The 24,167-nt window shown below is 60.1% G+C and carries 20 protein-coding genes and 1 tRNA gene; 16 read left to right on the forward strand and 5 right to left on the reverse strand.

Annotated elements, in window-relative coordinates:
• The first annotated feature begins 1 nt into the window (after position 1).
• Positions 2 to 913, forward strand: coding sequence for an ABC transporter permease subunit (locus tag AC13QY_RS21130; protein WP_113353789.1), 912 nt, complete (start codon positions 2 to 4; stop codon positions 911 to 913).
• A 3-nt stretch (positions 914 to 916) separates the two neighbouring features.
• On the forward strand, positions 917 to 1,732 hold the full coding sequence (locus AC13QY_RS21135) for an ABC transporter permease subunit (RefSeq protein WP_113353790.1): 816 nt from the start codon (positions 917 to 919) through the stop codon (positions 1,730 to 1,732).
• Between the two features lie 28 nt (positions 1,733 to 1,760).
• Here the strand turns inward: AC13QY_RS21135 and AC13QY_RS21140 are convergent, their stop codons facing one another.
• Positions 1,761 to 3,656, reverse strand: a complete 1,896-nt coding sequence (locus AC13QY_RS21140; protein WP_488493915.1) for an AsmA family protein — start codon at positions 3,654 to 3,656, stop codon at positions 1,761 to 1,763.
• A gap of 165 nt (positions 3,657 to 3,821) precedes the next feature.
• On the opposite strand from AC13QY_RS21140, the gene AC13QY_RS21145 reads away from it, so the two are divergent.
• Complete coding sequence (locus AC13QY_RS21145; RefSeq protein WP_488493916.1) at positions 3,822 to 5,774, forward strand: acetoacetate--CoA ligase; 1,953 nt, start codon at positions 3,822 to 3,824, stop codon at positions 5,772 to 5,774.
• A gap of 354 nt (positions 5,775 to 6,128) precedes the next feature.
• Positions 6,129 to 8,045 (forward strand): DEAD/DEAH box helicase, encoded by a 1,917-nt coding sequence (locus tag AC13QY_RS21150; protein ID WP_488493939.1) that lies wholly within the window; start codon positions 6,129 to 6,131, stop codon positions 8,043 to 8,045.
• Positions 8,046 to 8,133: 88 nt separating this feature from the next.
• Here AC13QY_RS21150 and AC13QY_RS21155 read toward each other — a convergent pair whose 3' ends face one another.
• Complete coding sequence (locus AC13QY_RS21155; RefSeq protein WP_113330096.1) at positions 8,134 to 9,156, reverse strand: class I SAM-dependent methyltransferase; 1,023 nt, start codon at positions 9,154 to 9,156, stop codon at positions 8,134 to 8,136.
• Between the two features lie 358 nt (positions 9,157 to 9,514).
• Between AC13QY_RS21155 and AC13QY_RS21160 the strand changes: the two genes are divergently transcribed.
• The 3 genes from AC13QY_RS21160 to AC13QY_RS21170 all read left to right on the forward strand — a co-directional run bounded on the left by AC13QY_RS21160 (position 9,515) and on the right by AC13QY_RS21170 (position 12,266).
• The gene (locus AC13QY_RS21160) at positions 9,515 to 10,327 is read left to right on the forward strand and encodes a chromate resistance protein ChrB domain-containing protein (protein ID WP_145633264.1); all 813 of its coding nucleotides are present in this window, start codon (positions 9,515 to 9,517) and stop codon (positions 10,325 to 10,327) included.
• A 6-nt stretch (positions 10,328 to 10,333) separates the two neighbouring features.
• Positions 10,334 to 11,737, forward strand: coding sequence for a chromate efflux transporter (gene chrA / locus AC13QY_RS21165; protein WP_152093693.1), 1,404 nt, complete (start codon positions 10,334 to 10,336; stop codon positions 11,735 to 11,737).
• Positions 11,738 to 11,864: 127 nt separating this feature from the next.
• Complete coding sequence (locus AC13QY_RS21170; protein ID WP_145633260.1) at positions 11,865 to 12,266, forward strand: GFA family protein; 402 nt, start codon at positions 11,865 to 11,867, stop codon at positions 12,264 to 12,266.
• 18 nt (positions 12,267 to 12,284) lie between these two features.
• Here AC13QY_RS21170 and AC13QY_RS21175 read toward each other — a convergent pair whose 3' ends face one another.
• Complete coding sequence (locus AC13QY_RS21175) at positions 12,285 to 15,890, reverse strand: ATP-binding protein (RefSeq protein WP_113353796.1); 3,606 nt, start codon at positions 15,888 to 15,890, stop codon at positions 12,285 to 12,287.
• Between the two features lie 222 nt (positions 15,891 to 16,112).
• Between AC13QY_RS21175 and AC13QY_RS21180 the strand changes: the two genes are divergently transcribed.
• On the forward strand, positions 16,113 to 16,559 hold the full coding sequence (locus AC13QY_RS21180; RefSeq protein WP_069612335.1) for a phasin: 447 nt from the start codon (positions 16,113 to 16,115) through the stop codon (positions 16,557 to 16,559).
• A gap of 220 nt (positions 16,560 to 16,779) precedes the next feature.
• A tRNA-His gene (locus AC13QY_RS21185) sits at positions 16,780 to 16,856 on the forward strand.
• A 52-nt stretch (positions 16,857 to 16,908) separates the two neighbouring features.
• Here AC13QY_RS21185 and AC13QY_RS21190 read toward each other — a convergent pair.
• Positions 16,909 to 17,055 (reverse strand): hypothetical protein, encoded by a 147-nt coding sequence (locus AC13QY_RS21190; RefSeq protein WP_167078186.1) that lies wholly within the window; start codon positions 17,053 to 17,055, stop codon positions 16,909 to 16,911.
• 190 nt (positions 17,056 to 17,245) lie between these two features.
• Here AC13QY_RS21190 and AC13QY_RS21195 point away from each other — a divergent pair, with 190 nt between their 5' ends.
• Positions 17,246 to 17,452 (forward strand): hypothetical protein, encoded by a 207-nt coding sequence (locus AC13QY_RS21195; RefSeq protein ID WP_113354068.1) that lies wholly within the window; start codon positions 17,246 to 17,248, stop codon positions 17,450 to 17,452.
• A 40-nt stretch (positions 17,453 to 17,492) separates the two neighbouring features.
• Here AC13QY_RS21195 and AC13QY_RS21200 read toward each other — a convergent pair whose 3' ends face one another.
• Entirely contained in the window at positions 17,493 to 18,374 is an 882-nt protein-coding gene (locus AC13QY_RS21200) for a LysR family transcriptional regulator (protein WP_113330102.1), read from the reverse strand.
• 126 nt (positions 18,375 to 18,500) lie between these two features.
• Here AC13QY_RS21200 and AC13QY_RS21205 point away from each other — a divergent pair, with 126 nt between their 5' ends.
• From AC13QY_RS21205 to AC13QY_RS21230, 6 genes are all read left to right on the forward strand, one after another.
• Positions 18,501 to 19,997, forward strand: a complete 1,497-nt coding sequence (locus AC13QY_RS21205; RefSeq protein ID WP_113330103.1) for a CoA-acylating methylmalonate-semialdehyde dehydrogenase — start codon at positions 18,501 to 18,503, stop codon at positions 19,995 to 19,997.
• 145 nt (positions 19,998 to 20,142) lie between these two features.
• Positions 20,143 to 20,490: a VOC family protein gene (locus AC13QY_RS21210; protein ID WP_113330104.1), complete on the forward strand. Its 348-nt coding sequence runs from the start codon at positions 20,143 to 20,145 to the stop codon at positions 20,488 to 20,490.
• Between the two features lie 156 nt (positions 20,491 to 20,646).
• A complete protein-coding gene (rirA, locus tag AC13QY_RS21215) occupies positions 20,647 to 21,135 on the forward strand; it encodes an iron-responsive transcriptional regulator RirA (protein ID WP_113330105.1) in 489 nt (162 codons plus the stop codon).
• Positions 21,136 to 21,156: 21 nt separating this feature from the next.
• A complete protein-coding gene (locus AC13QY_RS21220; protein ID WP_152095527.1) occupies positions 21,157 to 21,396 on the forward strand; it encodes a hypothetical protein in 240 nt (79 codons plus the stop codon).
• Positions 21,397 to 21,477: 81 nt separating this feature from the next.
• A complete protein-coding gene (locus AC13QY_RS21225; RefSeq protein ID WP_113330106.1) occupies positions 21,478 to 23,073 on the forward strand; it encodes an ABC transporter substrate-binding protein in 1,596 nt (531 codons plus the stop codon).
• Between the two features lie 89 nt (positions 23,074 to 23,162).
• Positions 23,163 to 24,167 carry an ABC transporter permease subunit gene (locus AC13QY_RS21230; protein WP_113353798.1) on the forward strand — a complete coding sequence of 335 codons (1,005 nt, stop codon included), beginning with the start codon at positions 23,163 to 23,165 and terminating at the stop codon, positions 24,165 to 24,167.

Here is a 24,167-nt window from a genome sequence, read left to right on the forward strand (position 1 = left end):
CATGAAAGCGCTCGGTTCCCTAATCTATCAGCGCCTCGTGATCATCGTTCCCTATGCCTGGTTGCTGATCTTCTTTTTCGCGCCCTTCCTCATCGTCTTCCGCATCTCGCTGTCGACGAAGGCCTTGTCGGTGCCGCCCTACGACCCGTCCTTCGCCTGGAGCGACAGTTTCAGCGACTGGTGGGACAAGCTGCAGACCATGTCGTTCGACAACTACACATGGCTTGCCGGCGACCCGCTCTATATGAACGCCTATATCGAGAGCCTGCAGATCGCCGGCATCTCCACGTTATTGACGCTGATCATCGCCTATCCGATCGCTTATGGCATGGCGCAGGCGCCGCGCACGATCCGGCCGACCTTGCTGATGCTGGTCATCCTGCCCTTCTGGACGAGCTTTCTGATCCGCGTCTATTCCTGGATGTCGATCCTGAGCACGACGGGCCTGCTGAACCAGCTTCTGATGGCGCTCGGCATCATCCATGAGCCGCTCGTCATCCTGAACACCAATACCGCCGTCTATATCGGCATGGTCTATTCCTACCTGCCGTTTATGGTGCTGCCGCTCTATTCCGCGCTGGAAAAGATGGACGGCACGCTGATCGAGGCGGCGCAGGATCTCGGCTGCACGCCGATCGGCGCCTTCTGGCGCGTCACCTTTCCGCTCTCGCTTCCTGGTGTTATCGCCGGCTGCATGCTGGTCTTCATCCCAGCTGTCGGTGAGTTCGTCATCCCCGACCTACTCGGCGGCTCGCAAACCCTGATGATCGGCAAGGTGCTCTGGACGGAATTCTACAGCAATACCGACTGGCCGCTCGCCTCGGCGGTGGCGACCATCCTGCTTCTGGTGCTGGTGGTGCCCATCGTCTTCTTCCAGCATTTCCAGGCCAAGGCCGATGAGAAGGGGAGATAACTTATGATCCGCTGGTCCCACTTCAACATCGTCTCGGTCACGCTCGGTTTGGCCTTCCTCTACCTGCCGATCCTGCTGCTGGTCATCTATTCATTCAACAGCTCGCGCCTCGTCACCGTCTGGGGCGGCTTCTCGACGCAATGGTACGTGCATCTTTTCAGCAATGACACGATGTTGAGCGCCGCCTGGCTTACAGTGCGCATCGCGCTGCTTTCGGCGACGATTGCGACGGTGCTCGGCACGCTCGCGGCCATTACCCTGGTACGCTATACGCGCTTCCGCGGCCGCATTCTGTTTTCGGGCATGATCTATGCGCCACTGGTCATGCCAGATGTCATCACCGGCCTGTCGCTGTTGCTGCTCTTCGTCACGTCAGGCGTCGATCGCGGCTTCTGGACGATCGTCATGGCGCATACGACGCTCACCATGTGCTTCGTCGCCGTTGTTGTGCAGTCGCGCCTGCTGACCTTCGATCGCTCGATCGAGGAAGCGGCGATGGATCTCGGTGCGCCGCCGGTGCGCACCTTCTTCGAGGTGACGCTGCCGATCATCGCACCGGCGGTCTTCTCCGGCTGGGTGCTGGCACTCACCCTGTCGCTCGACGATCTGGTCATTGCGACTTTCGCTTCGGGTGCCGGCGCCAAGACCCTGCCGATGCTGATCTACAGTCAGGTGAAGCTTGGCGTGACGCCGGAGATCAACGCCATCTGCACCATCCTGATCGGCGTGGTCGCCGTGGGCGTTATCTGCGCCTCCATCGCGACGAAGCGCCGGGAGGTCCAACGGCAGAGGGACGAGCAGGCGGCTGCAGCAGCTTGAAGTGCTGCGGCTGAACGGCGTGAAAGAACTACGGCTGTTGCATGGGCTTCTGCAGAAGCGTTGCGACCGGAGAAATCACCGGATTCGGCCAGCTGCCGCCAATGAAGAAAGGCAGCATCGGCAGTTCGTCCGCGTCGGAGGGCGAGGTCGCCTCGAGCGCGCCGGAGAGTGCCAGCCCGTTGGTGCGGAACGGAACGACGCCGTTGAAGCTGATCGTTTCGTTGCGGCCCGCAATGGCCGCGTTCTGCACCTCGGCGGAACCCTTCGCAAAACTGGCATCCACGCTGATGCTATCGAAGTCGAAAGACGAATCGGCGATATCGCTCATCCGGAAGAAAGCCTTCTCGGCGGCGAGCGTGCGGAAGGTCGAGATATCGAATTGGCGAAACGATCCTGCCGACGAGGTGAAGTGCAGCGTGCCGGCGACGTCACTGAGCGTGGCAACCCAGATCGGCTTCGAGGTGCTGAGCGAAAGATCCAGTGAAGCCGATGAGGGCATCGGCAACGGGCCTACCAGCTTCAGGCGCGTGAAGAGGCCACCAAAATCGGCGTTGCGGATCGATATCTGCAATTTGCCGCCGCCATCGAAATCGCCTGGTGCGACCTCCAGATGCGCGGTCAGCGAACCGCTCTCGAAGCTGCTGTCGCCTATGTCGAATTTCGCCTTGCCGCCTGCCACCAGCAGGCTGGCGCCGATATTCTCGAACTGGAAGGGGCCGAGAGCCGCCTTGCTCGACGACAGCCGCATATCGAGATCGAGCCGCTGCAGCGGATTGCCGTTCAACAGCGCATCAATGGCGGTTTCCGCGGCCAGACGCATGGAGAAGGCGGCCAGGAACGGATTGAGGTTCATCTGGTCGAAGGCAAGCGTACCGGAAATCTTCGGCTTGCCCGATTTCGTATAGTTCAGATCCATGATGCCGGAAGCGGCGGAATCGTTGACTTTGAAGCTGAGGTTGTTGAAGCGCAGGCCGTTGTCGATTGCTGCGATATTGGCGCTGAGCGAAATATTCTTGAGGGCGTCGGCTGCCGGCAGGCGCTGCCCGCTCCAGGCGATGAAGGAGGGCACGTTGGGCACACTCAAATCCAGATTGCCCGAAAGTGCCGAAAAATCCGATATGCTGGTAATGCCAGTATAGGTCCAGCTAATCAGCGACGAAACGAAGCTGGTCGTGGTGTTCACATTCTTGCCGGCGAAGAAGAGCAGGGGCTGCGTCGAGTCGAAGTTCAGCTTGATGTCCTGACCGTTGAAGCGGGCAAGAATGACAGCGCTCAGCGACTGGGAAAGCCGCGGCCAGGCGATGTCGGCATTGACGGCGTTCAGCTTGTAGATGCTGCCGCTGCGCTCGTCGGTCATTTCGACGCTTCCGTCCTCAATGGTCAGCATGCCGATGGCGGCATCCTGTTCCTTGCTCATCCGCATGCCCTGGCCGGAGGAGGTTTCGGCCTGTTCGATCGCCTTGGAAAGGCGGCCTTCGTTCGTCCAGTCGATCAGGCCGTTCTCGTCGCGGCGGATATAGAGGATCGGGCGCAGGAAATGGAATTCGTGAAAATGCGCATGCCCGCGGATCGCCGACCATAGCGAGAAATCCGCGGAGAGGCTGTCGACATGGCCAAGGACCTTGCCGTTTCTCGATGGCTCGCGGATGGTGACCTGATTGAGCGTCACGCGCGGGGTCGGCCAGAATTCGAGCGTCGGGTCGCCTTCGATCTGGGCCCGATATCCCGTCCAGTCCGACAATGCCTTCTCAATGCCGGAGCGCACCAGACCGCTTGAAATCAGGAAAGGCGCGGTCGCTCTGAAGACAGCGAACACGATGAGGATCGTGAGAAGAATGATGCCGGTCGTGCGAGCAACGGCAGGCAGCCAGCGCGAGGCCGAACGCATCGTCAACCGCCACTTGTTGTTTTTCGAAGCTCTCATGATCCCGTGGAGACTCTTGAACTGATAGGGATAATCTGCCTGAGTTTGCCGGATATAGGAAATGTTTGTCGGATGCAAACGTCACGCACTGGCAATACCCACAACACCGTGATTTTATTAATGCGTTGCAGCATTGCTATATAGTGCGAAAAGCGGGAGAGAAATATGCAGGATCAGCAGCCGCTCTGGACACCATCGGAAACATTTCGCCGCCAGAGTCCGATGTTCGCTTTCATGCAGGAATGCAACCGCCGTTTCGACCTCCCGCTGTCCGACTTTGCCAGCCTCCACGCCTGGTCCATCGCCGACCGTGAGAACTTCTGGTCGGCGGTCTGGGATTTCTGCGGTGTGAAGGGCAAGCGCGGTGAACGGGCGTTAATCCATGGCGATGTCATGCTGGATGCCCGCTTCTTTCCCGATGCCGAGCTGAATTTTGCGGAAAACCTGCTCTCGCGAAGCGGCGAGGGCGATGCGCTTGTGTTCTGGGGCGAGGACAAGGTGCGCGATCGCTGGTCGTGGGATCGGCTGGCCGCCATGGTCTCCCGCCTGCAGCAGGCCTATCGCGCCGAGGGTATCGGCAAGGGCGACCGCATCGCTGCAATGATGCCGAACATGCCCGAAACCATCGCCTGCATGCTGGCGGCCGCGTCGATCGGTGCGATCTGGTCCTCCTGTTCGCCGGATTTCGGCGAGCAGGGCGTCATGGATCGTTTCGGCCAGATCGAGCCGAAGCTCTTCATCGCGTGCAGCGGCTATTGGTACAGCGGCAAGCTGCAGGACGTCACAGCAAAGGTCAGCGCCATCGCCCAGCGCCTGAAAGCGCCTACCATCATCGTGCCCTATGCCGGCAATGCCGAAGCCGTCGTGGCAGCGACACCGGGCGCGAGGACCCTTGGTGATCTGGTCGCGCCCTTCGAGGCGAAGCCGGTCGAATTTGTGCCCGTGTCCTTCTCCCACCCGCTGTTCATCCTGTTTTCTTCAGGCACCACAGGCGTTCCGAAATGCATCGTGCACTCCACCGGAGGCGCGCTGCTGCAGCTCCTCAAGGAGCATCGCCTCCATTGCGGCGTCGTGCCTGGTGAAAAGGTCTTCTATTTCACCACCTGCGGCTGGATGATGTGGAACTGGCTGGCGACGGGCCTTGCCGCCGGCGCGACGCTCTGCCTTTACGACGGATCGCCCTTCGCCCCCGATGGCAACATTTTGTTCGACTATGCGCAAGAAGAGAAATTCGCGCTGTTCGGCACCTCTGCCAAATATATCGACGCCGTCCATAAGAGCGGCCTGACGCCGAAGACCTCGCACGATCTTTCAAGCCTGCGGCTGATGACCTCCACCGGCTCGCCGTTGTCGCCCGAGGGCTTCACCTTCGTCTATGAGGGCATCAAGGACGATATCCAGCTGGCCTCCATTTCCGGCGGCACGGATATCGTCTCCTGTTTCGTGCTCGGCAATCCGCTGCAAGCGGTCTGGCGCGGTGAGATCCAGGGGCCGGGCCTCGGACTTGCCGTCGATGTCTGGAACGACGAAGGCAAGCCGGTGCGCGGCGAGAAAGGCGAGCTTGTCTGCACCAAAGCCTTCCCCTCCATGCCGGTCATGTTCTGGAATGATCCGGAGCGCGCCAAATATCGGGCTGCCTATTTCGAGCGCTTCGACAATATCTGGTGCCACGGGGATTTCGCAGAGTGGACAGAGCATGGCGGCCTCATCATTCACGGCCGCTCCGACGCCACGCTCAATCCCGGCGGCGTGCGCATCGGCACGGCCGAGATCTACAACCAGGTCGAGCAGATTCCCGAGGTTCTGGAGGCGCTCTGTATCGGTCAGGATTGGGATGATGATGTCCGCGTCGTGCTCTTCGTTCGCCTTGCCGCCGGCGTCTCCCTGACCGAAGATCTCGTCAAGGCGATGAAGACCCGCATCCGCACCGGCGCCTCACCGCGCCATGTGCCGGCCAAGATCATCGCCGTTGCCGATATCCCCCGCACGAAATCCGGCAAGATCGTCGAGCTTGCGGTGCGCGAGGTGGTGCATGGCCGTCCGATCAAGAACAAGGAGGCGCTCGCCAATCCGGAAGCGCTGGATCTCTTTGCCGGGCTGGAAGAACTCAAAAGTTAAGGTCAGCCTTAAAATTGAGGGGCAAACGATGACCATCGTTTGCTAACCTCGCGTTAAGAAAGCTTGGTCAAAAGTAAAGGCTAACTTGAGGCCGTTCGCATGAGCTGGAGCGGATTGGAGCCACTCTCGGCTCCCGAGACATGAAGTTCCCCGACTCGAGCTTGCTTTCGACAGCATAAACTTCAAAGGCAGCGCGGTTCGCTGCCTTTTTTTCGTTTCCTCGTCACGAATCCGTGTCTGCTCTGTACATTGACGCATTGAGCAAGTATGTGCACGCCTGAAGAAGAGGTTCGCGACGTGCGAACCACGATGATCGCCACCTGATGGTGTGCGAAGAATTCCGAAAGACAGATGATGACTGAATTCGAAGGCATCGCTCCTGCGATCGCCCAGGCTTTGGCGAAGCGCGGGTATGAAACGCTGACGCCGGTGCAAAAGGCCATGCTCGATCCCGGCCTCGCTGGCAAAGATGCGCTTGTCTCGGCTCAGACCGGCTCGGGCAAGACGGTTGCCTTCGGCTTGGCGCTGGCGCCCGGCCTCCTTGACGGCGCGGAACGGTTTGGCCGCGCAGGTGCTCCGCTGGCGCTGGCGATTGCACCGACCCGCGAACTGGCGCTGCAGGTGCAGCGCGAGCTGGAATGGCTCTATGGGCTGACGGGTGCGACCATTGCGTCCTGCGTCGGCGGCATGGACATGCGCACGGAGCGACGCACGCTCGAGCGCGGCGCTCATATCGTCGTCGGCACACCCGGCCGTCTCTGCGATCACATCCGCCGCAACTCGCTCGATATCTCCGAACTCAAGGCCGTTGTGCTCGACGAGGCGGACGAGATGCTTGATCTCGGTTTCCGCGAGGATCTGGAATTCATCCTGGAAGCAGCACCCTTCGAGCGCCGCACCCTGATGTTTTCCGCCACGGTGCCGCGCTCGATCGCCAAGCTTGCCGAAAACTACCAGCGCGACGCTGTCCGCATCGCCACGGCTTCCGAAGCCAAGCAGCATGTCGATATCGACTATCGCGCGCTGACCGTGGTTCCGAGCGACAGGGAAAACGCCATCATCAACGTGCTGCGCTACTATGAGGCGCGCAATGCCATCGTCTTCTGTTCGACGCGCGCCGCCGTCAATCATCTGACGGCCCGCTTCAACAATCGCGGCTTTTCGGTTGTCGCTCTCTCGGGCGAGCTCAGCCAGAACGAGCGCACGCACGCCCTGCAGGCCATGCGCGACGGCCGCGCCCGCGTCTGTATCGCAACCGACGTCGCGGCCCGCGGCATCGATCTGCCGGGCCTGGAACTGGTCATCCATGCCGATCTGCCGACCAATCCGGAAACGCTGCTGCATCGCAGCGGCCGCACTGGCCGCGCCGGCAACAAGGGCGTCAGCGCCATGATCGTGCCGCTGAGCGCCCGTCGCCGCACGGAGCGCCTGCTGGAAGCCGCCCGTATCCGCGCCACCTGGGCAAAGCCGCCGTCAGCCGACGAGGTGAGCCAGCGGGATGATGAGCGTCTTCTTGCCGATCCGGTCTTTACAGCGCCGCTTGCCGAAGACGAGCAGTCGATCGTTCAACAGCTGCTGGAGCGCCATGGCGCCGAGCAGGTGGCAGCTGCATTCCTGCGGCAATACCGCGCCGGCCATTCTGCGCCCGAGGAGCTGCAGGACGTGCCGGCCGAAGGCGAGCGCAGAAAGCCACGTCGGGATGACTTTCCGGTCACGCCACGCGATGAGGGCTCGTCTGCGGGACGCAACGACTTCACCGATGGCCTCTGGGTATCGCTCTCTGTCGGACGCAAGCAGAATGCCGAACCGCGTTGGCTGATCCCCATGCTTTGCCGCAATGGCAATCTGACCAAGCGCGACATCGGCGCCATCAAGATGCAGCCCGAGGAGACCTTCGTCGAGCTCTCGCAGGAGAGTTTCGAGCGCTTCCTCGCGGCCATCGGCCCCGACAAGACCCTCGAGCGCGGCATCCGTGTCAAGCCGCTTGCCGGCACGCCGGATTTCCAGGCCAAGCGGGAAGGCGGCTTTGCAAAGAAGAAGCCCTTCGCTGACAAGGGACCGCGTTCGAATGACGGCCCGAAGCCGAAATGGAAGTCCGACCGCAAGCCGGAGCGGGCGCATGCAGGCGAGGGCGGCGTTTCCGAGCGTTCCGACAAGAAGCCTTGGGCGAAAAAGCCCGGCAAACCGGGCTTCGCTAAGAACGACGGCCCGCCAGCAGGCAAGCCGAATTCGAGGGCCAAGCGCAAGGCCGCGCGGGCGCAGGAGAATTAACTTCTATCAGCGAGTTCAAGGGGGCGGCGGCCCCTTCGGCGCTATCTCCGCATCTGCCGGCAAGAGGAGACCGGTACTCCCGGCATCGCTACTCGAAGAAGATCAGGCTTGCCGGCGACGGTGGTAGTGGCTTTATCCTCACATTATGAAAACCGGCACGCCTAGCCATCTCAGCCAGGTCCTTCTGCGGGTAGGCCTCGCCTTTTGGCGTACTGGCCAGCATCTCCCATGAGAAAGCGGCGGGGAAGGGTGGGGATACGAGATCGTCGTTCGGCACGAATTCCACCGCAACCACCTTACCCTCGGTGCTCAGGCTGGCTCGGCTCTTCCGCAGCAATCCTGCGCAGGTTTCCAGGTCGAAGTGATGCAGGAAGTTCGGCATCAGGATAAGATCATAATCCGTGCCCCAGTCGACTTCGAATGCACTGCCCGGAATGACCTTGTAGCGCTCGGCGACGCCAAATTGCTGCGCATTATGCTTGGCCAATTCCAGAACGGAGCCCCAATCGACTGCAACGATCTCGGCCGAAGGAAAAGCCTTCGCCATCTCGATCCCGAAAAGTCCGTGCCCTGCGGCAATATCAAGTATTTTCCTTGGCTGCATGGGCAAATTGGACATTTCGGCAGCGAGGCTGATGGCGCTGCCGCCTGTGAACGAGCCCATGCCGCGAGCAAATTTCACCCAAACCGGATTGTCCGGAGACATGTTTGCCAATCCAATGGATCCGCCGTTGCGGACATAGGAAGCCGGATTGTCTAGGATCTGCTTGAGGATTTCCGGTGCGGCCAGGAATTCGATGGCCGCGCCCATATAGGCTGGCGAATGCCGGTCGAGGAAGACCCGGCTGGATGGTGTCAGAGCGTATTGATTGCCTGTTTTCGTGAGAAAGCCGTTCACAACAAGATAGTCGCACAGAATGCGCACGCCTCTTTCGGCTGCATTTGCTGCGGCCGCCAAGGACGCCGCATCGCTGCCGTCACCGATCAGAGTAAAAAGATCGAGTTCTATGGCGGCTACGATGGCGGCCGTCTTTCGGCACGCAAACATCGCATCGACCACTAGATTAGGTGAAACTTCGCCTACGTCTGCTTCTACTGCCGTCGTTGACATTGGATCCCCCCTTATGTGCCCAATGACCGACCGGAATAGTCGGTCGCAACGACAAATTATCTCACAAAAGGCGACGGACTTTAAGTTTGTCGTCGATAATACTTCAGAGGTACATCAGATATTCTTGGTCGGCAGCGTGGTCTTTCATCGTTGCCGCAGAACTTCGCGACACCAGGACGTCATAGGTAATCTGTAAGTGGCTGCGGAAGCCGAAAAATGCCTGCCGGTGCAGCACGCGGTTATTCGGCTTGACATTTGGAACGCGTCAGGCAGAAAATTAATTATGGGGTTGCGATCACCCCACGAGGCTACGGCTGAAGAATCGCGTCCTTAAAACCGAGCCAACGGAGGACGCGCCATGCCGTCATTTCTGGAAATCACACCCGACAAGCTTAATCGTATTATCGGCACGCCCGGTTTGCCGACGATTATCGATGTCCGCAATGACGAGGATTTCGCCGCCGATCCCCGTCTTATTCCCGGCTCCATCCGCCGCGACTATCGAAGGGTAGCGGACTGGGCGAACGAACTGGCGGGACCTGCCATCATACTCTGCCAGAAAGGACAGAAACTCGCTCACGGAGTTGCTGCCCATCTGCGTGTCGTCGGAAAGGAGGCGGAGGTCCTTGAAGGTGGGTTCGAAGCGTGGCGCAGCGCGAAGTACATGTTGGTCGCCGAGGAAAAGCTGCCTCTCCGCGATGCCAAGGGGCGAACCGTATGGGTAACGAGGGCACGGCCGAAGATCGATCGCATCGCCTGCCCATGGCTGATCCGGCGCTTTATCGATCCGTCAGCGATCTTCCTGTTCGTTCCGGCAACCGAAGTTGCGCCTGTTGCCGATCGCTTCAAGGCAACACCATTCGATATCGAAGACGTCTTCTGGAGCCATCGTGGCGAGTTATGCACCTTCGATGTCATGATCGAGGAATTCGGTCTCGGCACTGAACCTCTCCTTCATCTTGCAACCATCGTTCGGGGAGCCGATACCGCCCGGCCCGAGCTCGCGCCTGAAGTGCCGGGGTTGCTTGCGGCCTCGCTTGGCCTTTCGCGAATGTTCAACGACGACCTGCAACAGCTGGAAGCCGGCATGACGCTCTATGATGCCTTCTATCGTTGGTGTCGTGACGCGACAGAAGAGACGCACAACTGGCCAAATCCAAGGAAGATATAACCGACTATGACCGATCTCGTAAAAAATACAGCCGAGCGATCAAGCGCGGCTGATCGGGACATCGTCCCCCTTCATGAGGCCGTCAAGGTCTGGACCCGCGTTGCCGCCTTGAGCTTCGGCGGGCCGGCGGGGCAGATCGCCGTCATGCACCGCATCGTCGTCGATGAGAAGAAATGGGTGGGAGAGCACAGGTTCCTTCATGCCCTGAACTACTGCATGTTGCTGCCAGGCCCCGAAGCGCATCAGCTCGCTATCTATATCGGCTGGCTGCTGAACAGGACGCTGGGTGGCATGATCGCCGGCATTCTATTCGTCCTGCCGGGCTTCATTGCAATCCTTGCGCTCAGTTATGTCTACGTCCTGTTCGGGAGCCTGACCTTTATCGAAGGGATGTTCTTCGGGCTCAAATGCGCCGTGCTGGCGGTCGTCGTCCAGGCGGTCTTTCGCATCGGGAGTCGAGCCCTCAAAAGCAGGGCTATGGTCGCTTTGGCCGCCGCTGCCTTTGTGGCGATCTTCTTCCTGCATGTTCCATTCCCCGTCATCATCGTTGGAGCCGGACTTATCGGCTACCTGGCCTCCCAGGCAGGGGTCGCGGCCTTTAGGATGGGCGGCGGACACAAGTCGGGCTCCGGGGCAATTCTGGAAGATAAGGACTCCGTTCTTGGCGAGGAGATCCCTTTGCACGCGCGACCGAACCTCGCCTGGTCTTTGAAGACGTCAGGTGCGCTGGCGGCCGCGTGGCTCATTCCAGTCGCGGCCCTGCTGGTTACGCTCGGCCCCGATAACGTCTTTTCCAAAATCGGCATATTCTTCAGCGAGATGGCAGTTGTCACCTTTGGCGGCGCCTATGCCGTGCTGGCCTATGTCGCGCAGGAGGCCGTGCAGCAGCTGGGCTGGCTGCGGCCGGGCGAGATGCTCGATGGTTTAGGGATGGCGGAAACGACGCCTGGACCGCTGATCATGGTCACGCAGTTCGTTGGTTTCCTGGCAGGCTATCGTAATCCCGGCACCCTCAGCCCTCTTGCGGCAGCAACCTTTGCCGCGGTGCTGACAACATGGGTCACCTTCCTGCCGAGCTTCCTTTGGATTTTCGCAGGCGCGCCATTCATCGAGAAGATGCGCGGGAATGTCGCGCTGACCGGCGCCATGTCGGCAATAACGGCAGCGGTGGTGGGCGTCATCCTCAATCTCGCGATTTGGTTCGGGCTCCATGTGCTGTTCCGTGAGACCACGAGTTTCACCTATGGCTCCTGGGCGATGGATGTGCCCGTCCTGACGTCGCTTTCATTACCCTCGCTGGTGCTGACCCTGTTGGCAGCGATGGCCATTTTTCGCCTGAAGATGTCAGTAATATCGACCTTGTTGGCATCTGCCGCTTTGGGTGTTGGCTGGACTGTCCTCGTTTCCTGAAAGCCGAGCATTCGTCGCGTCGGTGGCCGGGAGTGAGAATTCGTGTTCTCCCGCGCATTTGCAGGGATCTCGTGACTAAGGCAGAATGCCGCTCCTTCGACCAGGCAGCGAATGGAGTGGTGCACCCATGCTGATCGGCTCCTGTCATTGCGGCAAGGCGGGCTGGACGCTTGAAGGCGATCCAGGCTCAATTACAGCCTGCAACTGCACGCTCTGCCGGCGTTACGGTGCGCTGTGGGCCTATGACTACGAAGAGGAGCGGGTCTCCGTCACGGGCCAGACTGCCTCCTATACCCGCGTCGGCAAGAACAAGCCCTCTCTCGAAATACTGTTCTGCCCGTCCTGCGCCTGCGTCGTGAGCTGGCGGGGCTTAAGGCTGCAAAAGGATGGCCGCCGGCGCATGGCGGTCAATGTTCGGCTGGCGCCGCCGGATCTCGTTGCCGACCTCCCGATCGATCATTTCGATGGGCTCGACACGTTTGAAGATCTTCCTTCCGACGGACGATGCGTGCGCGATCTTTGGTTTTGACGGCGAGCCGAGACTGTCTCAGTTTGCCAGCACCCGCGGCGAGGGGAAGGTGATCTCGACCAGCGTGCCCTCGTTCGGGGCGGAATTGATCGAGAAGGTCGCGCGGTTGGCATCGACCATCGCCTTGGTCAGTGGCAGGCCGAGGCCGGTGCCGTCGCCGCGCTTGCGGGAATTGGTGGACACCTGCCGGAACGGCTTCATGGCCTGCTCCAGCTCCGAGCGTGTCATGCCGACGCCGGTATCCCGGATGCGCATCACGACGCTGCCATTGCCCTCATACGCAGTCGACACGACGATCTGCCCGCCCGATGGCGTGAAGCGGATGGCATTGGAGAGAATGTTGAGCGCAATCTGCTTGATCGAGCGCAAATCGGCCACGACATTAGGCACAGCCTGAGAAAGTGCGGTGCGGATGATGACGCGCTGGCTGTTAGCCTGCGGTTGCACCAGCGACACCGCTTCGGTGATCGCTTCGTTCAGGCCGACCGATGCGAAATCCAAGTCCATCTCGCCGGCTTCAATCTTCGAGATGTCGAGAAGGTCGTTCACGATGTCCAGCACGTGGCGACCGGAGCGGCCGATATCGGTCGCATATTCGACATAGCGCGAATGGCCGATCGGCCCGAAACGCTCACCGGCCATCATGTCGGAAAAGCCGATGATGGCGTTGAGCGGCGTGCGGATTTCATGGCTGACGCGAGCCAGAAAGTCGGTCTTGTGCGCGTTGGCGGTTTCGGCGGCACGCTTGGCGTTGCGCAGCTCTTCTTCGGTGCGCTTCCATTGCGTGATGTCGCGGATGACGGCGCAGTAACCGTTCGAGGAATTCAGCCGACCCATGGTCATGAACAGCGGCACGAAACCGCCGGAAGCCTCGCGGCCGATCACTTCGCGGCCGTCGTTCAGCACGCTGGCGACGCCATGGCCCGAAAGGCCGCCGAGATAGTCGAGCACTGCCTTCTGGCTTTCATGCGCAAACAGCATGACGAAGGGTTTGCCGCGGGTCTCCTGGTCGTCATAGTTGAAGAGGGCGCTCGCCGAGCGGTTCATCGAGCGGATCTCGCCGTCCTGACCGATGATGATCACGCCATCCGTCGCCGTTTCCAGCGTCGAGCGCAGTTCCTCGATCTCGACCTGCAGCTTCGCGACCTTTTCGAGGATGCGCTCCGGGCGAGCCTCTTCAGGAATTGGTTGTGGCGGCGGTGCTGGCGGCTCGCTTCTTTCCACCGGCATCAACGCCAGCATCAAGGCTGTGCCGTCTTCCCAACGGATCGACTGCAGCCGAGCCGTCACCGGCACCAGTGCATCGTCGGCGCGCACGACCATCATCGTGCCGGGCTGCTCGGTCTTGCCTTCGAGATCGTTGCGTTGCAGCAGCGCATCAAGTCCGCCAACCTGCTCGAGCTCATCAAGGCTGTCATAGCCGGTCAGCCGCAGGAATTCCGGATTGCCGTGGATCAGGCGGTCGCCAGCATGGACGAGGATCGCGAGCGGCAGCTGGTCGATGATGTCCGGCGACAGGCCGGTGCGCATCTTCACACGCGGCGGAATCGCGTTGTTCAGCACATCCAGCGGGTCGAAATCCTCCTCCGGCTCGGCCGATGCCGGCGATGCTTCAGCTGCAGCCTCGTCAGCCGCTTTCGCGCTCTTATCATCTGCAGCGTCGACGAATGTCACGACTGGCGTCGCGACGTTCTCTTCCGCAATTGTCGCTGCTGGCGGCTGGTCATCGGCATGGCCGTGTCCGTCCGTGGTTTCGGATGCCTCGGAGAGGATTTCGTCGGCCGCATTCGGTTGTGGAGTATCCGTACCCGCCTCATGCTGCCCGTCGTGAGGCTGCTCCGCCGGCGGTTCCGTGCGCTTGCCGAAGGGCTCGAGCTGTCGAGCGATTTCGCGGAACGCTGCCTGTTCGCTCAGCGAAAGGGTAGTCTGCGTCAATGTCCGACGCTCGTGCAGACGAACGACCTTGTCCGACTCGCGACGGTTCGGCGTCTCGGAAATCCGCAGTGCCGGCGGTTCGTAATGCGAGATCGGGGCGGATTCTGCGCTATCCTGAGCGGGATTTTCAATCTCTTCCGTCGCTGGGGATGGTTCAGCTTCGGTAGCGGGTGATTGCTCGTTGGATGCAGCTTCCACTTCGGGGGGCAATTCGGCGATGGGCGCGGCGTCTCCAACTGCATGGGTGCCGAGGGTCATGCCGCGCTTCATCGGATCTTCGATGGCATCCGCCAGGCGGACGACGCCGAAGCCCCGGAAGCCATCGAATTCGCGGCTGCGGGTATAGGTCGGCAAAGCGGCGAGATCGACCGGCACGGTCAGGCTCGTACCCTCCACCGGCCAGTAGATCGTGCGGCCGGACCATGTGTCGCGCCGCGCCAGCAGTTCCGCGATCTTGCCGTCCGGATCGAGATTGAAGCGGCGGGCGACATCGGCAAAGGCGATGCCGGCAATCTGGGCGGCATGCGGCCCCACTGCATCGGCAAATTCGCGTGAAACCTCGCTGAAACGGCCAGAGGCATCGATCTTCCAGACGAAACGGGTGGCACGCCCGTTGCGCTTGAAAATGAAGCCTTCCGAGGGCGTGTTTTCGCTATCGGCAACCGTTTCCGAGGAAGTCGGTTCCGCAGATGCCGTCGCCTCTGCGGCAGCAGCGTCTCCGCCGCCCGTTTCGGTTTCCGGCTGATGCTCATCGGCGTGAGCTTCGGTTTCGGCCTCGCTCGAGTTTCCGGCGGCCGAAGCCGCCTCCGCTTGCTCGTCCTCCCGATATTCCGGGGTTTCGTCCAGCTCCTCAATGCCGGCCACCGCATCGATGATGTCGCCGAAGGGGGCGGTCGGAACAGGTCTTGGTTCCTCGTCCGGCGCTGCTGCCTCAAGCTCCTTGCGCACGTCCTCCGCCTGCGGTTCGCTAGCCATAGCGGGGCGGGCTTCGTCGGCAAGGCTTTCCGTCGGGTCGAGATGACCAAGCACCGTTTCGACCACGAACAGCAGGTGCAGGGCCGGAATTTCGGAGAGCTTGCCGATGGCGGCAGGCAGATAGCCGCGACCGGTTGGGATCGGCCGCTTGATCAGCCGGTCCGGCTGCGCACCGGCCATGGTCGTCAGCATCCGCGCGGTCTGCGATGTCACGCCGAGCGTCCTGAAACCGGCGGACGCGGTAACGATTTCGCCATCGCGCCCGATGACGGCCATATGGGTATCGGGATCGTCGAACCCATCGATCATGCGCTTGGCGCATTCGGCTGCTGCGAGCGGTTTCGAAGAGACCGGAGAGGAGAACAGCACCGCTTCTTCGCCGGCCTGAATGCGGATCAGCTCGACGGCGGCGTTGACGACAGCCCGCTGGAAGCCGGAGGCCATGCGGATCAGGAATGTGCGCTGATCGCCGATAGCACCAAGGCCGCGCGCCGTCGCCTCGATCTGGCGGAACGAGACGTCGCCCGGCTTCGGTCCCTGTTCGACGAAATCGTAAATGACATCATAGCCAAAAAGGTTGGCGCCGGCGCCATTGGCCCAGAGCACGCGATCCATGCCGGTCGAGAACATGACCATGGCTTCACCGCGCGCGAAACGCTCCCGAACGCGCGGATGCACGGCAATGTCAATGAACGGATATTGAATTGCGGGCATTTTCCAACCTGTTTTGCGGGCGTGATCGCCTCTCGTGATTTAACGGTTTATTAATAACGGCGCCCTGCTTTCCGGTCCAGCGAGCGGCCCATTTTTCGGCCGGAAAGGTTAACGTGTTGTGCGGCGCACAAATATGTTGCACTGCACAATATTTTATATTATATACCCCTCACACAAGTTCACGACGGGCGCCTCAGGGAGGGCCCTTTTAGGAGCGTAATCATGGCTACTGTAAAGAAAGACGACGTTTTTTCAACGGCTGCATTCGATCCGTCCAAGTTCTCCGAATCCTTCCGCGACTTCGCGGAAAAGGGTGCTGCCCAGTCCAAGGAAGCCTTTGCCAAGCTGAAGGCTGCCACCGAAGAAGCAGGCAAGACTGTTGAAGCAACCGTGCAGACCGCACAGGCCGGCTCGGTCGAAATCGGCCTCAAGGCCATCGACGTTCTGCGCACCAATGCCGAAAGCTCGCTGGCTCACATGGAAGCCCTGCTTCGCGTCAAGTCCGTTGCAGAACTCTTCGAACTTCAGACCGCCTTCATCCGCAAGCAGGCCGAAGTCACCGTCGAGCAGGCCAAGTCCATTCAGGACACCACCAAGAAGGTTGCCGAAAAGCTGGCAAAGCCCGCCAAGGACGCCGCTGAAAAGGCAATGGCCTCCTTCAAGGCCTGATCATTTCCAATAAGCCTCCCAAGGCATGAATGTCCCGTTCCCAGGTGAAAACCCTGGGGCGGGACTTTTCATTTGCAGCTCAAGCCGGCTTGGCCGATATCCGGCCCAGCATCATCATTTGGATATCTGCAAAGCTTTTTTATATTGCGGGGAGATAGGACTTGAAATAATTTCAAAGTCCTCGTATGTGACCCCCGTTGACGCGGCAACGCGATCATGTGCGGTTGTAGCTCAGTTGGTTAGAGCGCAGGTTTGTGGCACCTGAGGTCAGTGGTTCGACCCCACTCAACCGTACCATTCTCTCCCGATCCATCCTTTACAAGATGCCGACGCCTTTAGCCTTGTGGGATTATTTCTTGTCTTCAGGCTTCTTGGACACGTGACCTGGCGATATCGGATCGCTTGCCGGAAACGTCTCTTCCAGCGCTTCCTCCAGATAATCGTCCTGTTCCTTGTGCTTTTTCTCGTCCAGTTTCTGCTGCTTCTTGTCGCTCATCGTCCTGGCTCCCTGATCTCTGTCTAAAATACTAGGCTTCGTCCGGCCTTTGTCCAGCGGCGAGGGACGAACGGGGAGGAGTGCCGGACCCGCCCACGCCACAAATGCGGGCCGCATGCCGAAATATCTTGGAACCGTCCGCATTGCTGGTCGTTGTGTCCATATCGGCAACGAGACGAAAGGAGCGGACATGTCTGTACCGAACGAGCCGATCCCCGAGACGCCTCCGATGCCCGAACCCGGCTGGACACCGAAGCCGCCTGTCGAGGAGCCGGATCCGGACAGGCTGCCGGATGAGGTTCCCGTTCCCAATCCGGATGAGAATGAGGAGCCGCCGAAGCATGCGGAAACTCAGCAGCCGCATGCGCCGTCATGGTGGTGTAGCTTGATGCCGTGACCTCTGCCTGCGAGCAGGAAGCGCGTCCATCGGCATCATTTTACAGGAAGATCCGCCGCTCCTCGCTGACAAGCTCCTGCAGGAAGTCCGCGACGGTGCGCACACGCACCAGGTCGCGGGCACTTTCATGGTAGGTCGTCCAATAGGCACGCTTAATGGAGATATCGGGCAGGATGCGCGTCAGCTCCGGAAACTGCCTGGCGATGTAATCATGCAGGATGCCGATGCCGGCGCCGGAGCGCACCGCTTCGGTCTGGCCGATGGCGGTGGAAATCTCGAAGGAGGCATCCCAACTGCGCATGATCTCGCCGGAAAAATTGAGCGAAGCCGTAAAGATCAGGTCTTCGACATAGCCGACGCGCGGATGCAGCTTCAGCGCCTCGACGCTGTCGGGCAATCCGGCCTGCTCCAGATAGGCTTTTGAGGCATAAAGCCCGAGCGTGTAATCCGTCAGCTTCGATGAGACCAGGCGACCTTGCTCGGGACGTTCGAGGGTAATCGCGATATCGGCCTCGCGCTGCGATAGCGAGAAGGAGCGGGGAACGGGCACGAGCTGGATGCGCAGTTCCGGATAACGGGCGATCAGCCGCCCGAGCCGCGGCGCGAGGAAGGAAACGCCGAAGCCATCAGGCGCGCCGATGCGCACCGTCCCGGTGATCGCGCTGTCGAGGTGGCCGACGCTCGCCTGCGCGCGCAGCATCTCCGTTTCCATGCGCTCCGCCGCATGCAGGAAGATCTCGCCTTCGGCGGTCAGATCGCAGCCATTGGTGCGGCGCACGAGCAACCGTGTCTTCAAGCGCTCTTCCAGCGTCGTCACGCGACGGGAGAGGGTGGCGTGGTTGACGCCCAGCCGTTTCGAAGCGGCCAGGATCTGGCCCGTGCGTGCCACGGCCAGAAACATCCGGACATCATCCCAATCCATTTACATACCCTCTCTTGCACAAGAAGGACTTCAATTTTTGCACAACGGTTGCTTATAGCAGCTCATTGATTTGTGCAAATTGAAGTGCCATCCTGTCAGCATCCAAGAAAACGAGGAGGCACATCCATGCGTGAGATCGGTCATTTCATCGGCGGCAAGCACGTCGCCGGTACGAGCGGACGCACGAGCAACGTCTACAATCCGGCAACCGGCGAAGTGCAGGCAACCGTCGCGCTCGCCAGCGTCGAGGAACTGCGCGCAGCCGTCGAAAATGCCAAGGCCGCTCAGCCGAAATGGGCTGCCACCAACCCGCAACGCCGCGCCCGCGTCTTCTTCAAATTCGTCGAGCTTCTGAATCAGAACATGGATGAGCTGGCGACGCTTCTCTCGAAGGAGCACGGCAAGACGGTCGAGGATTCCAAGGGCGATATCGTCCGCGGCCTCGAAGTCTGCGAATTCGTCTGCGGCATTCCGCATCTGCAGAAGGGCGAGTTCACCGAAGGCGCCGGCCCGGCGATCGACATGTATTCCATCCGCCAAGCTGTCGGCGTCGGCGCCGGCATCACGCCGTTCAACTTTCCGGCCATGATCCCGATGTGGATGTTCGCCCCGGCCATCGCCTGCGGTAACGCCTTCATCCTGAAGCCGTCCGAGCGCGATCCGTCCGTGCCGCTCCGCCTGGCCGAACTGATGATCGAAGCCGGCCTGCCTGCCGGCATCCTCAACGTCGTCAACGGCGACAAGGCCGCTGTCGACGCCATCCTGACCGATCCGGATATCGCTGCCGTTTCCTTCGTCGGCTCCACGCCGATCGCCCGCTACGTCTATGGCACGGCCGCGATGAACGGCAAGCGCGCCCAGTGCTTCGGTGGCGCCAAGAACCACATGATCATCATGCCCGACGCGGATATGGACCAGGCCGTCAACGCCCTGATGGGCGCCGGCTACGGGTCTGCCGGCGAACGCTGCATGGCGGTCTCTGTCGCAGTTCCGGTCGGCGAAGAGACCGCTAACCGTCTCGTCGAGAAGCTGGTGCCGAAGATCGAATCCCTACGCATCGGCCCCTATACCGATGACAAGGCCGACATGGGCCCGCTCGTCACCAAGGATGCCTATAACCGCGTCAATGGCCTGATTGACCGCGGCGTCGAGGAAGGTGCCAAGCTGGTCGTCGACGGTCGCGGCTTCAAGCTGCAGGGCTATGAGGACGGCTATTTCGTCGGCGGCACGCTGTTCGATCACGTCAAGCCGGACATGGATATCTACAAGACCGAGATCTTCGGACCGGTTCTCTCGGTCGTTCGCGCCAAGAACTACGAAGAAGCGCTCGATCTGCCGATGAAGCATGAATACGGCAACGGCGTCGCCATCTACACCCGCGACGGCGATGCTGCCCGCGATTTCGCCTCGCGCATCAATATCGGCATGATCGGCGTCAACGTTCCGATCCCAGTCCCGCTTGCCTACCACTCCTTCGGCGGCTGGAAGGCATCGAGCTTCGGCGATCTCAACCAGCACGGCACGGATTCGATCAAGTTCTGGACGCGCACCAAGACGATCACTGCCCGCTGGCCGTCCGGCATCAAGGACGGTGCGGAATTCGTCATGCCGACGATGAAGTAAGCATCGCAATTGCTGGCTCGTATCAGCCGCTGTCCGACACTTTTCGGACGGCGGCTTTTTTATTGCGTTTGTTTTCGATGGAGTCATCTTGTCATGGCCGCTGTTTTCATTTAGAACAAAACAAGAACAACGGGAGGGCCGAGCGATGGCCATAACCTATCAGATCGACTATCTCGAATTTCCGTCGAAAGACGGCCTGAAGACCCGCCGCTTCTTCGAGGAAGCCTTCGACTGGAGCTTTGTCAGCTATGGGCCGACCTACCATGTCATCGAGGCGGCCGGAATAGATGCCGGCATTGACGGAGATGCGGGAGAGGCGGCCGGCACGCCTTTGCCCGTCGTGCGCACCACCGATCTGGAGGCCGCACAGCGCGCCGTCGAATTCGCCGGCGGCGTCATCACCCGTCCCGCTTTCGATTTTCCCGGCGGCCGTCGGTTTCATTTCCGCGAGCCGGGCGGCTGCGAAATGGCGGTCTGGATTTCCGTGCCATGAGCTTCGGGACATCGCCGATTGGAGATCGGCAGGGGCTGGAGGGCAGGCTTTCTAAATAAGCTGAATATGAATTTCATATTTTGGAATTGTTCAAAACTAAGAAAGCCACTATATACGGGGTCAGCCCCTAAGCAGCCTTGATTCCAGGAGATCGGCATGCGCTTGACCAAGCAGACCAATTACGCCGTGCGCATGCTGATGTATTGCGCCGCCAATGAAGGCCATCTCAGCCGCATCCCGGAGATCGCCAAGGCATACAGCGTGTCCGAGCTGTTCCTCTTCAAGATCCTGCAGCCGCTGACCAAGGCAGGTCTCGTTGAAACTGTGCGTGGCCGCAATGGCGGTGTGCGGCTTGCGAAGCCGGCGACCGATATCAGCCTGTTCGACGTTGTCCGCGTCACCGAGGACAGTTTCGCCATGGCGGAGTGCTTCGAGGATGGGGTGGTGGAATGCCCGCTGGTCGATAGCTGCGGCCTCAACTCGGCGTTGCGCAAGGCGCTCAATGCTTTCTTCGACGTTCTGACCGAATATTCCATCGACGACCTCGTCAAGGCCCGCCCGCAGATCAACTTCCTGCTCGGCCTCACCGACAAAGATCACAAGGCGATTGCGAAGAAGCCGGTGGTCGCGGCCCCGGCCGCCTAATCGGTTATCCGAAGTTCGGTCATGTTTTGGTCCGCAGTTACCGCCGGTAGCTGCGGATTTTCGTTTGTATTGCCTCCTATCCGGGCAATAGGCCGTTCGCCGATGGAAAGAGGAAAACGGCAAATCATTCTGAATCAACCAAAAGCACGTAATTTTTTGCCAGAAAATTACCAATTCAAAGGTTTTTTCGCCCAAAAATTTCCAAACTATAGAAATTGGAAAAATTTTAGGCGGCGCTTGTTGCTTTCAAACTTAAAATAAAGTTCCATCGGCGCGATCCGGATGGGAACCTCTGGTGGTGTCCACGGCTTCAAAAGAATAACAAATCTGGGAAACGATATCATGAAAAAGATTTCTGTCCTGCTGGCAGTGACAGCCTTGGCTTCGGTCATGGCGACGTCCGCCTGGTCGAAAACGCTTGTCTATTGCTCGGAAGGTTCGCCGGAAGGTTTCGATCCCGGCATCTATACCGCCGGCACCACATTTGATGCTTCCTCGCGCACGGTTTATAGCCGTCTTGTCGAATTCAAGCACGGCAGCACCGAGATCGAACCCGGCCTCGCCGAAAGCTGGACCGTTTCCCCCGACGGCAAGGAATACACCTTCAAGCTTCGCAAGGGCGTGAAGTTCCAGACGACCGATTTCTTCACGCCGACGCGTGACCTCAATGCCGACGACGTCATCTTCTCGATCGGCCGTCAGCTCGGTACGGACAATCCGTGGGCCAAGTATGTTGCCGGCGGTTCCTATGAATATGCCGACGGCATGGGCTTCCCCAAGCTCATCAAGTCGATCGACAAGGTCGATGACCTCACCGTCAAGTTCGTTCTGAACCGTCCGGAAGCTCCGTTCCTCGCCGACCTCGCCATGGACTTCGCCTCGATCCTGTCGAAGGAATATGCAGACAAGCTGCAGGCCGACAAGAAGATGGAGCAGATGAACCAGCAGCCGCTCGGCACCGGCGCGTTCACCTTCGTCGCCTACCAGCCGGATGCCGTCATCCGCTACAAGGCGAACGAAACCTACTTCAAGGGCAAGGAGAAGATCGACGATCTCGTCTTTGCGATTACGCCGGATGCATCCGTCCGCGCGCAGAAGCTGAAGTCCGGCGAATGCAACCTCATGCCTTACCCGAACGCCGCCGACATCAAGGATCTGAAGGCTGACAAGAATCTCAAGGTTCTCGAACAGGCCGGCCTGAACGTTTCCTACCTTGCCTACAACACGCTCGTTGCGCCGTTCGACAAGGTCGAAGTTCGCAAGGCGATCAACATGGCCGTCAACAAGCAGGCCATCGTTGATGCCGTCTTCCAGGGTTCCGGCAAGGTTGCGACCAACCCTATCCCGCCGACCATGTGGTCCTACAACAAGGACGTGAAGGACGACGCCTACAATCCGGACGAAGCCAAGAAGCTGCTTGAAAAGGCTGGTGTCAAGGATCTGAGCATGAAGATCTGGGCAATGCCGGTTTCGCGTCCGTACATGCTGAACGCCCGCCGCGCTGCCGAACTCATGCAGGCAGACCTGGCCAAGATCGGCGTCAAGGTCGAGATCGTCACCTATGACTGGGCTCAGTACCTGAAGCTCTCCTCCGCCAAGGACCGCGACGGTGCGGCCATCCTCGGCTGGACCGGTGACAACGGCGATCCGGACAACTTCCTTGACACGCTTCTCGGCTGCGATGCCGTCGGCGGCAACAACCGCGCGCAGTGGTGCAACAAGGAATTCGACGATCTCGTGAAGAAGGCCAAGCAGACAGCCGACGTCAAGGAGCGCACCAAGCTCTACGAACAGGCTCAGGTCGTCTTCAAGCGCGAGGCTCCCTGGATGACCATCGACCATTCGGAAGAGTTCATTCCGATGACGAAGAATGTCTCCGGTTACTTCCAGGATCCGGTCGGCGTTCATCGCTTCGACGGCGTCGATATCGCCGAATAACGAAAAATCTGTGAGAATGCCCGGCTAAGACCGGGCGACCCGGCGGTCAGACACCCTGTCTGACCGCCGGAAAAATTTGGACATCTGCCATGTTGCGATTTCTTCTCAGCCGGCTAGCGGTGCTGATCCCGACATTTCTCGGCGTATCGATCGTCGCCTTCTCCTTCATCCGCCTGCTTCCCGGCGATCCCGTCATGCTGCTGTCGGGCGAACGCGTCATGTCGCCGGAACGTCATGCGCAAATCTCCCACGATCTCGGCTACGACCAGCCGATGGTGGTACAGTACGGCCGATATATCTGGAACGCCCTGCATGGCGACCTCGGTACCTCAATCACCACCAAGCGCGACGTGCTGACCGACTTCCTGACCTTCTTCCCGGCAACGCTCGAATTGTCGATCTGCGCCATGATCCTTGCGATCTGTCTTGGCATTCCGGCCGGCGTTTTCGCCGCCGTCAAGCGCGGCACATGGTTCGATCAAAGCGTCATGGGCGTGGCTCTTGTCGGCTATTCCATGCCGATCTTCTGGTGGGGCCTGCTGCTGATCATCGTCTTCAACGGCTATCTGCACTGGACGCCGGTTTCGGGCCGCATCGGCCTCATCTATTTCTTCAAGCCGATCACCGGCTTCATGCTGATCGACAGCCTCCTCTCCGGTCAGAAGGGCGCCTTCTGGTCCGCTTTGAATTCGCTGATCCTGCCGACCATCGTGCTCGGCACCATTCCGCTTGCCGTCATTGCGCGCCAGACGCGCTCCGCCATGCTGGAAGTGCTGGGCGAGGATTATGTGCGCACGGCGCGCTCCAAGGGGCTTTCGCCGCTGCGCGTCGTTTCCGTGCATGCGTTGCGAAATGCGATGATCCCCGTCGTCACCACGATCGGCCTGCAGGTCGGCGTGCTGCTTGGCGGCGCCATCCTGACGGAAAGCATCTTCTCCTGGCCCGGTATCGGCAAATGGATGATCGACGCCGTCTTCAAGCGCGATTATCCGGTGGTGCAGGGTGGCCTGTTGTTGATCGCTGGCATCGTCATGCTCGTCAATCTTGCTGTCGACCTGCTCTACGGCTTCGTCAACCCACGCATTCGTCACTAG

Source organism: Martinezella sp. CNPSo 3795 (assembly GCF_057784475.1).

Coding starts and splice junctions, on each gene's coding strand:
- AC13QY_RS21170 (WP_145633260.1), top strand. CDS start 11,865: ATGCTGATCGGCTCCTGTCATTGCGGCAAGGCGGGCTGGACGCTTGAA.
- AC13QY_RS21230 (WP_113353798.1), top strand. CDS start 23,163: ATGTTGCGATTTCTTCTCAGCCGGCTAGCGGTGCTGATCCCGACATTT.
- AC13QY_RS21150 (WP_488493939.1), top strand. CDS start 6,129: ATGACTGAATTCGAAGGCATCGCTCCTGCGATCGCCCAGGCTTTGGCG.
- AC13QY_RS21135 (WP_113353790.1), top strand. CDS start 917: ATGATCCGCTGGTCCCACTTCAACATCGTCTCGGTCACGCTCGGTTTG.
- AC13QY_RS21160 (WP_145633264.1), top strand. CDS start 9,515: ATGCCGTCATTTCTGGAAATCACACCCGACAAGCTTAATCGTATTATC.
- AC13QY_RS21190 (WP_167078186.1), bottom strand. CDS start 17,055: ATGAGCGACAAGAAGCAGCAGAAACTGGACGAGAAAAAGCACAAGGAA.
- AC13QY_RS21175 (WP_113353796.1), bottom strand. CDS start 15,890: ATGCCCGCAATTCAATATCCGTTCATTGACATTGCCGTGCATCCGCGC.
- AC13QY_RS21130 (WP_113353789.1), top strand. CDS start 2: ATGAAAGCGCTCGGTTCCCTAATCTATCAGCGCCTCGTGATCATCGTT.
- AC13QY_RS21220 (WP_152095527.1), top strand. CDS start 21,157: ATGTTTTGGTCCGCAGTTACCGCCGGTAGCTGCGGATTTTCGTTTGTA.
- AC13QY_RS21225 (WP_113330106.1), top strand. CDS start 21,478: ATGAAAAAGATTTCTGTCCTGCTGGCAGTGACAGCCTTGGCTTCGGTC.
- AC13QY_RS21180 (WP_069612335.1), top strand. CDS start 16,113: ATGGCTACTGTAAAGAAAGACGACGTTTTTTCAACGGCTGCATTCGAT.
- AC13QY_RS21140 (WP_488493915.1), bottom strand. CDS start 3,656: ATGAGAGCTTCGAAAAACAACAAGTGGCGGTTGACGATGCGTTCGGCC.
- AC13QY_RS21195 (WP_113354068.1), top strand. CDS start 17,246: ATGTCTGTACCGAACGAGCCGATCCCCGAGACGCCTCCGATGCCCGAA.
- AC13QY_RS21200 (WP_113330102.1), bottom strand. CDS start 18,374: ATGGATTGGGATGATGTCCGGATGTTTCTGGCCGTGGCACGCACGGGC.
- chrA (WP_152093693.1), top strand. CDS start 10,334: ATGACCGATCTCGTAAAAAATACAGCCGAGCGATCAAGCGCGGCTGAT.
- rirA (WP_113330105.1), top strand. CDS start 20,647: ATGCGCTTGACCAAGCAGACCAATTACGCCGTGCGCATGCTGATGTAT.
- AC13QY_RS21205 (WP_113330103.1), top strand. CDS start 18,501: ATGCGTGAGATCGGTCATTTCATCGGCGGCAAGCACGTCGCCGGTACG.
- AC13QY_RS21145 (WP_488493916.1), top strand. CDS start 3,822: ATGCAGGATCAGCAGCCGCTCTGGACACCATCGGAAACATTTCGCCGC.
- AC13QY_RS21155 (WP_113330096.1), bottom strand. CDS start 9,156: ATGTCAACGACGGCAGTAGAAGCAGACGTAGGCGAAGTTTCACCTAAT.
- AC13QY_RS21210 (WP_113330104.1), top strand. CDS start 20,143: ATGGCCATAACCTATCAGATCGACTATCTCGAATTTCCGTCGAAAGAC.